Source organism: Enterobacter cloacae complex sp. 385G4, from assembly GCF_057320665.1.
Genome location: NZ_JBXWDD010000001.1, coordinates 764429 through 776151 on the forward strand (window position 1 = coordinate 764429; position 11723 = coordinate 776151).

Consider the following 11723-nt stretch of genomic DNA (forward strand, 5'->3'; position numbering starts at 1 on the left):
TTCTGCTCCCGGATGATTAACGGCCACCCATGATGGCGATGTAATCCTGCGTCCAGCGGCTGTAAGGCACATATTTTCCGCCTTCTGCGATGGGGGTTTTCCAGAACATGATTTTGTCAAAATAGTTATAACCGTTGGTTTCACAGCCCTTGTCACCCAGCAGCGTGCTGGCCTTACAGCCTTCAGGCACGACGGGCAGCGAGCCAAACCATGCCGCCAGATCGCCCTGCACTTTCGGCGTGAGCGACCAGTTCATCCACTTGTAGGCGCACATCGGGTGTTTTGCCTGCGCATGCAGCATGGTGGTATCCGCCCAGCCGGTCACCCCCTCTTTCGGGAAGACGGTGGCAACGGGCTGGTTCTCGCCCTTCAGGGCATTCGCCTGATACGGCCAGGCGCTGGAGGCCACGACGCCTTCATTTTTGAAGTCACTCATCTGGACGGTGGTGTCATGCCAGTAGCGGTGGATCAGGGCATGCTGGTCGCGAAGTACCTTGAGCACGGCGGCATACTGTTCTTCAGTGAGCTGATACGGGTCGCTAATACCCAGCTGCGGCTGAGTGGCTTTGACGAACAGCGCCGCATCGGCGATATAAATCGGACCGTCGTATGCCTGCACGCGTCCCTGATTGGTTTTGCCGTCCGGCAGATCCTGCTTCGTAAAGACCACGCTCCAGCTGTCCGGCGGCGTCGGGAAGGTTTTGGTGTTGTACATCAAAAGATTGGGCCCCCACTGATACGGCGTGCCGTAGACCTTGCCGCCCACGTTAAACCACTCGCCCTTCACGATGCGCGGGTCAAGGGTTTTCCAGTTGGGGATCAGTTCCGGGTTAATCGGCTGAACGCGTTTTCCCATAATCAGGCGGAGCGAGGCATCACCTGACGCGGTGACAAGGTCGTAACCTCCCTTCGCCATCAGGCTGACCATTTCATCGGACGTGGCCGCCGTTTTAACGTTGACCGCACAGCCGGTCTCTTTTTCAAACTGGGTAACCCAGTCATAATTTTTATCCGTCTGTCCGCGTTCGATGTACCCCGGCCAGGCGATAATATCCAGTCGGCCTTCCCCGCCGCCAATGGCCTTTGGTGGTTCTGCGGCTTGCGCGGTCATGATAGTCATGCCGAGCGCGCACAGGCTGCTGCGGGCAAATTTTTTGCTCATAAGAGTTACTCCTGTCGCAATGAAATTTAGCGGCAGCCGTGCCGTAAAAATATCTCCCTTATTAAACGTAGACCGCGCAAATGCGCCGCACCGTTCGGCTTAAGGAAATTTCATCAAGGTGTGACCGAGGACGCATTCCCCGTTAACTGGATTATAGACAAGGAGTTAGCCGCGAAAGCCGGTATGCAGATTTCATATGATACGGCACCGCAAAATATTTGCCGTGCCGTCGTCAGGATAAGAAATGATTATTTAAATAAAGGGGAAAAGTTATTCCATCATTGTGCTAATTAATTTACCTAACTGAATGACCGCCTGCTCTTCCCGCTCGCCCCACGCCCAGGACGTATTAAACCGGAAGAACGGCGTCCACGCGTCAGAGGTGGAAAACATCTTTCCCGGCGCAATGCTGATGTGGTGCGTTAAGGCCTTTTCGCTCAGCAGCCCCGCGTCCAGCCGCGCAGGTAGCTCCAGCCATAAAAAGTAGCCGCTGTCGTTGTGGTGGATTTTGACGCCGGCGGGCATATGGCGCAGAAGTGACTGCCAGGCCTGTTGTTTTCGCTCGGCGAGCGTGCGTCGCAGGCGGCGCAGATGGGCGTCGTAGCGCTTGGTCGCCAGGTAGTCCACCAGCGCCAGCTGCATGGGAGAACTGGTTGATAAGGTGCTCATCAGCTGCAGCTGCTGAATGCGGCGCGCGTGTTTTCCTGCCGCCACCCAGCCGATGCGAAACCCCGCCACCAGGCATTTTGAAAAGGAAGAGCAGTGAAGCGTCATATCTACCCGGTCCCAGGCTTTGGCCGGAAGCGGTTTTTCGCGACCAAAATAGAGCTCGCTGTAGACATCGTCCTCGATCAAGGTGACGTTGTGCTCCGTCAGGAGCGCGACCAGACGCGCTTTTTTTTCCGCACTCAGCGTGAAGCCAAGCGGGTTTTGGCCGTTGGTCATGAGCCAGCAGGCTTTTACGGGGTAGTCGTTCAGCGCCTGCTCCAGCGCATTCAGATCGATCCCCTCCCGGACGTCTGTGGCGACCGACAGCGCTTTTAGCTTCAGACGCTCCAGCGCCTGCAGCGCGCCGTAAAAACACGGGTTTTCAACAATCACCCAGTCTCCTGGCTCCGACACCGCCTGCAAACTCAGGTTGAGGGCCTCAAGGGCGCCTGCGGTAATGACGATCTCGTCCGGCGAGATGTTCATCCCCTGCTGCGCATAACGGCGCGCAATGGCGTGACGAAGTTCAGCGTTACCGGGCGGCAGGTTCTCAATCACACTCATTGCGGTAGCGGTTTTACTGACGTTTGCCAGCGAGCGGTTAAGCTGCTGAAGCGGGAAAAGCCGGGGGTCGGGAAACGCGGAGGCGAAAGGAACAACGGACGGATCGCGGCTGGCCTGTAAGACCTCGAAGATATAGGTGTTGATATCTACCGCTTCATCACGCATTACCTGGGCAGGCGGCGCAGGCTGTTGTGCGGTCGGGCGCGAGGCAACGTAATAGCCCGACTGCGGCCTGGCGACAATGCGCCCCTGACTTTCCAGCATCTGATACGCGTGGCCAACGGTCATAAAGCTCATGCCGCTGCTTGCCACCTGCTCTCGCAGGGAAGGCAGCTTATCGCCCGGCAGCCAAACGCCAAGCTCAATCTGCGAGATAATTTGTTGCGCCAGACGCTGGTATTTTTTCATCAGATTCTCCTTATTGCCGACAGTGTATATCAGCAGGAGAAAAAGAGAAGATTTTGCTAACTGTTATAGTTTAACTAAAAATTACTTATGGTACTCGGTGACGTGGCTATGCGCCTGACGCGCAGCGGCCAGGTGATCGAGCGTGATCATTGACGATTTGCAAAAGATGCATTTCGCACCGAGCGGGTTTTTCTCAGATACATCAAAGACTGAGGTACGGTACTGCGAGCCATGACAGCATGGGCAGCGGAAATGGATATAAGAAGTCATAGGATTCTCCTGTGAACGTAAAAACGTAAATTACTCATGAGCCGATCAGGCAATAATGGTTTCAAACAAAACTAATCGGAATGTAGACAAAGACCCAAGAGAGGCTGCGGAGAGGCACAACGTGATGAGAACTGCTTTATGAAACTACGTCAGATATTTTTTTGGACTCAAAACCAGAAGACCATTAACGCACGGCAATGATGACAAAGCAAGCGGTTTAATGCGGAAAATTCATAAAAAGAATGTTTTTATTCAGAAACGCTTAATACGGCACAAAATATTAGCGGGACCAATCTCGAAAAAACATTTATAAATCAACGAAATATAAATATTTTGCATGGCATTTTTTGTCTAATCACCATAACACATTGGGAGTTTTAACATTCATTCGGTATACGAACTGTGAAAGAAAAAAGGAGTTTAAAATGGCCATTCCAGTATACCTGTGGCTAAAAGACGACGGTGGAGTAGATATCAAAGGCGCTGTCGATGTGCAAGATCGTGAGGGCAGTATCGAGGTGTTGGGATTTAGTCATGGTCTGCATCTACCAACAATATCGTGACACGTCCACGAGGCGGTTTTGGTACTCACTGGCATGACGCAATTAAAGGGTTAGAAAGCGGATCAAACCGTGATTTTTGGTTTGCTCTTTACCGCCACGATACTCACATTGACGATAGAACTTTTATCAATAATGTTGAGCGTGGTTCTTTCCGGTTACACCCGGCGGGACAGTCTGGGATTAGCAATGGATGTATTACGTTGCCAAATCACTCCCATTACAGAATTCTGATGCATGGTCTACTGGCGTCCGGCACGTTTAAAGTTACTGCTGGGTTAGATGCACCTGGAACAATACAGGTATATTAATGAATGCAAAAAAGCATACCCTGACCTGGGTTGTTGAAACATTGATGCTGTTTGTTATTTACTCACTTGTATGTTACTTCATGCCTGATGTATTACTTTATCATCTCTTCACCAGACATTTTGGCTTTATGACTGAACTTGAATGGAGTGAAAGCTATACACTGTTGCTTTTCATCTTCTCATTTTTGCTCAATGCCATGTTGATTTACCTCTGGGCATTACGAAAATGAACCTCCCTTGGGCAGAAATATTGCCGCCCAGCAATATAAAGCAAAGGCAGGCAAGAAAACTGTTATAGATAAATAACCCAGGTCTGTCTCTGCAACTCAGCGCTGGCGCGGCTTAGAATGGCATCGACATAATTACATCGCGGAGTTTTGCATGTTTGGTTTAGATGCTTTTCACCTTGCGCGGATACAGTTTGCTTTTACCGTATCCTTTCACATTATTTTCCCGGCCATCACTATCGGCCTGGCCAGCTATCTGGCCGTGCTCGAAGGGCTGTGGCTGAAAACAAAAAATCCGGTCTGGCGCTCGCTGTACCATTTCTGGTCGAAGATTTTTGCCGTCAACTTTGGCATGGGCGTGGTCTCCGGGCTGGTGATGGCCTACCAATTTGGCACCAACTGGAGCGGCTTTTCGCAGTTTGCGGGCAGTATTACCGGCCCGCTGCTGACCTATGAAGTGCTTACCGCTTTCTTCCTCGAAGCCGGGTTCCTCGGCGTGATGCTGTTCGGCTGGAATAAAGTGGGGCCAGGGCTGCACTTCTTCTCCACCTGCATGGTGGCGCTGGGCACCATTATCTCAACCTTCTGGATCCTCTCCTCGAACAGCTGGATGCAGACCCCGCAAGGCTACGAGATCGTCAACGGACAGGTGGTACCGGTGGACTGGTTCGCCGTGGTATTTAACCCCTCCTTCCCCTACCGCCTGCTGCATATGTCGATTGCGGCATTCCTGAGTAGCGCCCTGTTTGTCGGTGCATCCGCGGCATGGCATCTGCTGCGCGGGAATAATACCCCTGCCATTCGGGCGATGTTTTCGATGGCACTGTGGATGACGCTGATTGTTGCCCCCATCCAGGCCCTGGTTGGCGATATGCACGGGTTGAACACCTTAAAGCATCAGCCCGCCAAGATTGCCGCTATTGAAGGCCATTGGGAAAATCCGCCGGGCGAGCCTACTCCACTGCTGCTGTTTGGCTGGCCTGACATGGAGCAGGAACGCACCCGCTTTGGACTGGCGATCCCGGCGCTGGGTAGCCTCATCCTGACGCACAGCCTGGATAAACAGGTCCCTGCGCTAAAAGAGTTTCCAAAAGAAGACCGTCCTAATTCCACCATCGTCTTCTGGTCGTTCCGCATTATGGCGGGCTTAGGGATGCTGATGCTGCTACTTGGGGTAGTGGCGCTTTGGCTGCGTTATAAAAAGCGAGTTTATTCTTCGCGTCCGTTCCTGTGGTTTGCCCTGCTGATGGGGCCATCCGGGCTGATTGCCATTCTGGCCGGATGGGTCACCACCGAAGTCGGCCGCCAGCCGTGGGTGGTCTACGGACTCCAGCGAACGAAGGATGCGGTTTCAGCCCATGGTGACCTGCATATGAGCGTGAGCCTGCTGGCCTTCTTCGTCGTCTATACCTCGGTATTCGGCGTGGGCTACAGCTATATGGTGCGCCTCATCCGAAAAGGCCCGCAGCCGCATGAATCGTTCGCCACCGAGTCCGATGGACGCCCGGCGCGCCCGCTTTCTGCCGTCACAGCTGAACATAAGGAGCAGCCATAATGGGTATCGATCTTTCCATTATCTGGTTTGTCATCATCGTCTTTGCCACGCTGATGTATATCGTCATGGACGGGTTTGATCTGGGAATCGGTATTCTGTTCCCGGCAACACAAAACGCCGACGATCGCGACGTGATGGTCAACAGCGTCGCACCGGTCTGGGACGGCAATGAGACCTGGTTGGTGCTCGGCGGTGCCGCCCTGTTCGGTGCATTCCCACTGGCCTATGCGGTGATTGTTGATGCTCTGACCATTCCGCTGACGTTAATGCTGATCGGACTTATATTCCGCGGCGTGGCGTTTGAATTTCGCTTTAAAGCCACGCCAGCCCACCGTCCTTTCTGGGATAAGGCGTTTATTGGCGGTTCCGTTCTGGCGACCTTTACCCAGGGCGTGACGGTAGGTGCCGTCATTAACGGCTTTAGCGTCACTGGCAGAACGTATACCGGCGGACCGTTTGACTGGTTTACCGCGTTTAACCTGTTCTGCGGCGCGGGTCTGGTGGTGGCCTACGCGCTGTTAGGCTCAACCTGGCTGGTGATGAAAAGCGAAAATGCGCTGCAGCAGCGGATGCGTGAGGTGTCGAAAACGCTGTTAATCGTGCTGCTGGCGTTTATCGCAGCGATCAGCCTCTGGACGCCGCTGGCGCACACGGCCATCGCGGCGCGCTGGTTTACGCTGCCGAATCTGTTTTATCTGCTGCCAGTCCCTGCCCTGGTCGTCATGTTTAGCTTCTATCAGTGGCGCTGCCTGAGTAATCCTGACAGCCATGCTCGGCCGTTTATTCTGACGCTGGGGCTAATATTTCTCGGCTTTAGCGGGCTTGGGATCAGCATCTGGCCGCATATCATACCGCCGTCGATCACCCTGTGGCAGGCCGCCGCGCCGACGCAAAGCCAGGGCTTTATGTTGGTGGGCGCGCTGTTGATCATTCCCGTTATTCTGGTCTACACCTTCTGGAGCTACTACGTATTTCGCGGCAAAGTTCAGCCTGGGGAGGGTTATCACTGATGCAACAACCTGTCTGGAAAAGATTGCTGTGGCTGGCCATTATTTGGGGCGGCAGCGTACTTGCGCTGGCAGCAGTCAGCATGCTCTTTCGCATGCTGATGACGGCTGCCGGGTTTAAATCGCATTAAACTTCATTCCGGGCAGCCCTGTGCTGCCCGGCACCACCCCGCACTTTCAGATAAACCCCATTAACGCACCGCAGAGTATCGTTACACTGGTAAAAGATTCACAGAATTTATTATTTGAGAAGAAAAATGAAAAAGCTCATCGCGTTAAGTGTTATCAGCCTTGTCCTCAGCGGCTGCGTTAATCCGGGCAAAGCATCCGTTCAGCCGGATCAGCTGAAGAGCCACCGTTTTGTTCTGGAAAACGTGGACGGCAAATCCGTGAAGGGCATGACAACGCAGCCTGAGATCGTTTTTAACGCGCTTCCCGACATTAGTCTCATTGATAACATTAGCGTTTCGGGCCAGATGTGTAACCGCTTCAACGGGCAGGGAAAGCTGTCCGAAGGTGAGCTAAAAGTGAAAACGCTGGCGATGACCCGCAAACTTTGTACCGAACCACAGCTTAACGAGCTGGATCAGGCCATTGGCGACATGCTGCGCAAAGGGGCGCAGGTCGACCTGACTGAAGACCAGCTGACGCTGGCGACGGCCGATAAGACGCTGATGTTTAAGCGAGCAGAATAATCAGTAGCTACCGCAGCTTCCAACGGCAAGCGACTGTTCACTACAGCGTTTGCCGTTTGGCAAGGCGCACATCCCAATAGCCGAACCATCAAGCTGGCGGGCAACAGACAGCGAGCCGCCAATCATGGCGCAGTTGGCCTGGCCTGAACTGGACATTGCCGCTTTCATTCCCGGCGCCACGTGGGCCGCCGTGGCCTGCTGCACAGGTTCACTGCTACATGCCGACAACAACAACGCGGCACACCCTACCCAAAATGCTGAACGCATGCTCTCTTCCCCGTAATTAGTGCGAAACCTAAGCATAATAGGCATCACATCCCGTGTCGTCGAGAGCGGAAGTGCGTATTTATGCGCCGCTGAAACAATTTCTCGCAATTTTTTCGCCCTAAGTTTGATCTAACCATTGATGGTGGGAATACCGAGGACACAAAAGCGAAAATCGTAAAACCCCCTGTTTGCTAGACTACACAGATAATATTCAGGGTTTGTCGCCTTATGACAGCCCCCTATTTTTTGCGCAATGTAAGGGTGTCGTCCTATGCAAACTATTGACGGTAATGGTGCAGTTGCCTCAGTCGCGTTTCGCACCAGTGAAGTTATCGCCATCTATCCGATCACGCCGAGTTCCACCATGGCCGAACAAGCGGATGCCTGGGCCGGGAACGGGTTAAAAAACGTCTGGGGCGATGTCCCGAGAGTGGCTGAAATGCAGTCTGAAGCGGGTGCGATTGCTACGGTCCACGGAGCGCTGCAGACTGGCGCGCTTTCCACCTCGTTCACCTCCTCTCAGGGATTGTTGTTAATGATCCCAACGCTGTACAAACTCGCGGGACAACTGACCCCCTTCGTCCTGCACGTCGCGGCGCGTACGGTGGCCACCCACGCACTCTCAATTTTTGGCGATCACTCGGACGTGATGGCCGTGCGCCAGACCGGGTGCGCGATGCTGTGTGCCAGCAGCGTTCAGGAAGCACAGGACTTTGCCTTAATTTCGCATATCGCCACGCTCAAAAGTCGCGTACCGTTTATTCACTTCTTTGATGGTTTCCGCACCTCTCACGAAATCAACAAAATCGTCCCGCTGGCGGACGAGACTATCCTGGATCTGCTGCCGCAGGCGGAAATTGACGCGCATCGCGCCCGCGCCCTGAACCCGGAACATCCGGTAATTCGCGGGACATCGGCAAACCCGGATACTTATTTCCAGTCACGCGAAGCCACAAACCCGTGGTACAACGCGGTTTATGACCACGTCGAGCAGGCAATGAATGACTTTGCCGCCGCAACCGGACGGGAGTACAAACCGTTCGAATACTACGGCCATCCGCTGGCCGAGCGCGTGATTGTGCTGATGGGATCTGCTATCGGCACCTGTGAAGAGGTGGTCGACGAGCTGCTGACCCGCGGCGAAAAGGTCGGCGTGCTTAAAGTGCGTCTTTACCGCCCGTTCTCGGCTAAACATCTGCTCTCTGCCCTGCCAGAAAGCGCGCGTACCGTGGCGGTGCTCGATCGAACCAAAGAGCCGGGCGCACACGCGGAACCGCTGTATCTTGACGTGATGACCGCCCTAGCTGAAGCCTTTAATAACGGCGAACGTGAAACGCTACCGCGCGTTATCGGCGGTCGCTATGGCCTGTCTTCCAAAGAGTTTGGCCCGGACTGCGTGCTGGCCGTGTTTAACGAGCTAAGGGAAGCGAAACCCAAGCCGCGTTTCACGGTCGGCATTTATGATGACGTAACGAATCTTTCCCTTCCTTTACCGGAAAATACCCTGCCTGCAACAGCCAAACTTGAAGCGCTGTTCTACGGCCTGGGCAGCGACGGCAGCGTCTCGGCCACCAAAAACAACATCAAGATCATCGGCAATTCAACCCCGTGGTACGCGCAGGGTTACTTCGTCTACGACTCCAAGAAAGCCGGCGGTCTGACCGTTTCTCACCTGCGCGTCAGCGAGCAGCCCATCCGTTCGGCCTACCTGATTTCTCAGGCCGACTTTGTTGGCTGCCATCAGCTGCAGTTTATCGACAAGTACCAGATGGCTGAGCGCCTGAAGCCCGGCGGTATTTTCCTCCTCAATACGCCATACAATGCGTATGAGGTCTGGGCGCGCCTGCCGCAGGAAGTACAGACGGTGCTGAATCAGAAAAAAGCCCGATTCTATGTGGTTAACGCGGCGAAAATCGCCCGCGAATGTGGCCTGGCCGCGCGTATTAATACCGTCATGCAAATGGCCTTCTTCCATCTGACCAATATCCTGCCGGGCGACAGCGCGCTGGTGGAACTTCAGGGCGCCATCGCCAAAAGCTACAGCAGCAAGGGGCAGGAGCTGGTAGAGCGAAACTGGCAGGCGCTGGCGCTGGCGCGCGAGTCGCTGTTCGAGGTGCCGCTGCAGCCGGTCAATGACGCCAGCCCGAATCGCCCTCCGGTGGTCTCGGATGCCGCACCTGATTTCGTGAAGTCCGTCACGGCCGCCATGCTGGCCGGGCTGGGTGACGCCCTACCCGTCTCTGCGCTGCCGCCGGACGGAACCTGGCCGATGGGCACCACCCGCTGGGAAAAACGCAACATCGCCGAAGCGATCCCCATCTGGAAAGAAGAACTCTGTACCCAGTGTAACCACTGCGTCGCGGCCTGCCCGCACTCGGCCATTCGCGCCAAAGTGGTGTCACCGGAAGCAATGGAAGATGCCCCGGCCAGCCTGCACTCTCTGGATGTAAAATCCCGCGACATGCGCGGCCAGAAATACGTTCTGCAGGTCGCACCGGAAGACTGCACCGGGTGTAACCTGTGCGTTGAGGTCTGCCCGGCAAAAGATCGCCAGAACCCGGACATCAAAGCCATCAATATGATGTCGCGCCTTGAACACGTTGAAGAAGAAAAAGTGAATTATGACTTCTTCCTGAACCTGCCGGAAATCGATCGCAGCAAGCTGGAACGCATTGATATTCGTACCTCGCAGCTGATCACGCCGCTGTTCGAGTACTCCGGCGCGTGCTCCGGCTGCGGTGAAACGCCGTACATCAAACTGCTTACCCAGCTGTATGGTGACAGGATGCTGATTGCCAACGCCACCGGCTGCTCGTCTATCTATGGCGGTAACCTGCCCTCCACGCCGTACACCACCGATGCGAATGGGCGCGGTCCGGCATGGGCAAACTCGTTATTCGAGGATAACGCCGAATTTGGCCTGGGCTTCCGACTCACCGTTGACCAGCACCGCGCGCGTGTGATGCGCCTGCTTGAACAATTTGCCGATAAGATCCCGGCTGAACTTAACGCGGCGCTACACGCAGAAGCCACGCCAGAGGTTCGTCGCGAGCAGGTAGCTGCACTTCGCAGCGCACTCAAGGGAATTGACGGCGCTGAACAGCTTCTGACCGACGCTGACGCCCTGGTCGAAAAATCGATCTGGCTGATTGGCGGTGACGGCTGGGCTTACGACATCGGCTTTGGCGGGCTGGATCATGTGTTAAGCCTGACCGAAAACGTCAACATTCTGGTTCTGGATACACAATGTTATTCCAATACCGGTGGGCAGGCATCGAAAGCCACGCCGCTGGGCGCCGTCACGAAATTTGGTGAACACGGTAAACGCAAGGCACGTAAGGATCTCGGCGTGAGCATGATGATGTACGGCCACGTTTACGTCGCGCAAATCTCGCTGGGGGCGCAGCTTAACCAGACGGTGAAAGCCATTCAGGAGGCTGAAGCGTATCCGGGGCCGTCGCTGATCATTGCATACAGCCCGTGCGAAGAGCATGGTTACGACCTGGCCCTCAGCCACGATCAGATGCGTCAACTGACGGCCACCGGCTTCTGGCCGCTCTACCGGTTCGATCCGCGCCGTGCGGACGAGGGCAAATTACCGCTGGCGCTGGATTCACGTCCGCCGTCAGATGCCCTGGCAGAGACGCTGATGCAGGAACAGCGCTTCCGCCGTCTGAATGCGCAACAGCCTGAGGTGGCAGAACAGCTCTGGAAAGACGCCGCCGAAGATCTGCAAAAACGGTATGACTTCCTGGCACAAATGGCGGGTAAAGCCGAAAAATCAACCAGCGACTAACTCCACTGCCCGGCTTGTCCGGGCATTTTTTTGGCATAAAAAAAGCCCGATGTCTTCACACCGGGCAGATCCAGATAATTTATGAATATCTATTTAGTTTCCCGAATAACATTCACGATAATTATGGATAAATAATCTTAAAGGCATATAACGCCGCAGAGATTACCTGATTTAATCACCAATTAATAATTCT

10 protein-coding genes and 1 pseudogene are annotated in these 11723 nt (G+C 54.5%); 7 read left to right on the top strand and 4 right to left on the bottom strand.

Translation table 11 applies throughout. The features are described 5' to 3' along the window. Positions 1-16: 16 nt before the first annotated feature. The 3 genes from ydcS to ymcF all read right to left on the bottom strand — a co-directional run bounded on the left by ydcS (position 17) and on the right by ymcF (position 3112). Complete coding sequence (gene ydcS, locus AC2FAJ_RS03790; RefSeq protein ID WP_047365016.1) at positions 17-1162, bottom strand: putative ABC transporter substrate-binding protein YdcS; 1146 nt, start codon at positions 1160-1162, stop codon at positions 17-19. 270 nt (positions 1163-1432) lie between these two features. Further along, complete coding sequence (locus AC2FAJ_RS03795; RefSeq protein WP_047365015.1) at positions 1433-2842, bottom strand: aminotransferase-like domain-containing protein; 1410 nt, start codon at positions 2840-2842, stop codon at positions 1433-1435. An 81-nt stretch (positions 2843-2923) separates the two neighbouring features. Continuing rightward, positions 2924-3112, bottom strand: a complete 189-nt coding sequence (gene ymcF, locus AC2FAJ_RS03800) for a cold shock small protein YmcF (protein WP_047365013.1) — start codon at positions 3110-3112, stop codon at positions 2924-2926. Between the two features lie 425 nt (positions 3113-3537). Between ymcF and AC2FAJ_RS03805 the strand changes: the two are divergent. The 6 genes and pseudogenes from AC2FAJ_RS03805 to hslJ form a co-directional block, all read left to right on the top strand. Continuing rightward, a pseudogene (locus AC2FAJ_RS03805) lies at positions 3538-3666 on the top strand (type VI secretion system tube protein Hcp); the annotation flags it as partial. Positions 3667-3671: 5 nt separating this feature from the next. After that, entirely contained in the window at positions 3672-3983 is a 312-nt protein-coding gene (locus tag AC2FAJ_RS03810) for a tlde1 domain-containing protein (RefSeq protein ID WP_309487347.1), read from the top strand. A 381-nt stretch (positions 3984-4364) separates the two neighbouring features. Continuing rightward, entirely contained in the window at positions 4365-5765 is a 1401-nt protein-coding gene (locus AC2FAJ_RS03815; RefSeq protein ID WP_063154243.1) for a cytochrome ubiquinol oxidase subunit I, read from the top strand. Beyond that, positions 5765-6775, top strand: a complete 1011-nt coding sequence (cydB, locus tag AC2FAJ_RS03820) for a cytochrome d ubiquinol oxidase subunit II (RefSeq protein WP_041909739.1) — start codon at positions 5765-5767, stop codon at positions 6773-6775. Before AC2FAJ_RS03815 ends, cydB begins: the two co-directional genes overlap by 1 nt. Further along, the gene (locus AC2FAJ_RS03825; protein ID WP_008501283.1) at positions 6775-6903 is read left to right on the top strand and encodes a DUF2474 domain-containing protein; all 129 of its coding nucleotides are present in this window, start codon (positions 6775-6777) and stop codon (positions 6901-6903) included. The genes cydB and AC2FAJ_RS03825 overlap by 1 nt, the downstream gene beginning before the upstream one ends. A 126-nt stretch (positions 6904-7029) precedes the next feature. After that, positions 7030-7467 (top strand): heat shock protein HslJ, encoded by a 438-nt coding sequence (gene hslJ / locus AC2FAJ_RS03830; RefSeq protein WP_041909737.1) that lies wholly within the window; start codon positions 7030-7032, stop codon positions 7465-7467. On the opposite strand, the gene AC2FAJ_RS03835 is transcribed toward hslJ, so the two are convergent. Next, positions 7468-7734 carry a putative hemolysin gene (locus AC2FAJ_RS03835; RefSeq protein WP_028013313.1) on the bottom strand — a complete coding sequence of 89 codons (267 nt, stop codon included), beginning with the start codon at positions 7732-7734 and terminating at the stop codon, positions 7468-7470. A 271-nt stretch (positions 7735-8005) separates the two neighbouring features. On the opposite strand from AC2FAJ_RS03835, the gene nifJ reads away from it, so the two are divergent. After that, entirely contained in the window at positions 8006-11530 is a 3525-nt protein-coding gene (nifJ, locus tag AC2FAJ_RS03840) for a pyruvate:ferredoxin (flavodoxin) oxidoreductase (RefSeq protein ID WP_485453843.1), read from the top strand. Positions 11531-11723 lie beyond the last annotated feature (193 nt).

Coding starts and splice junctions, on each gene's coding strand:
- ymcF (WP_047365013.1), bottom strand. CDS start 3,112: ATGACTTCTTATATCCATTTCCGCTGCCCATGCTGTCATGGCTCGCAG.
- cydB (WP_041909739.1), top strand. CDS start 5,765: ATGGGTATCGATCTTTCCATTATCTGGTTTGTCATCATCGTCTTTGCC.
- AC2FAJ_RS03815 (WP_063154243.1), top strand. CDS start 4,365: ATGTTTGGTTTAGATGCTTTTCACCTTGCGCGGATACAGTTTGCTTTT.
- AC2FAJ_RS03835 (WP_028013313.1), bottom strand. CDS start 7,734: ATGCGTTCAGCATTTTGGGTAGGGTGTGCCGCGTTGTTGTTGTCGGCA.
- AC2FAJ_RS03795 (WP_047365015.1), bottom strand. CDS start 2,842: ATGAAAAAATACCAGCGTCTGGCGCAACAAATTATCTCGCAGATTGAG.
- hslJ (WP_041909737.1), top strand. CDS start 7,030: ATGAAAAAGCTCATCGCGTTAAGTGTTATCAGCCTTGTCCTCAGCGGC.
- ydcS (WP_047365016.1), bottom strand. CDS start 1,162: ATGAGCAAAAAATTTGCCCGCAGCAGCCTGTGCGCGCTCGGCATGACT.
- AC2FAJ_RS03825 (WP_008501283.1), top strand. CDS start 6,775: ATGCAACAACCTGTCTGGAAAAGATTGCTGTGGCTGGCCATTATTTGG.
- nifJ (WP_485453843.1), top strand. CDS start 8,006: ATGCAAACTATTGACGGTAATGGTGCAGTTGCCTCAGTCGCGTTTCGC.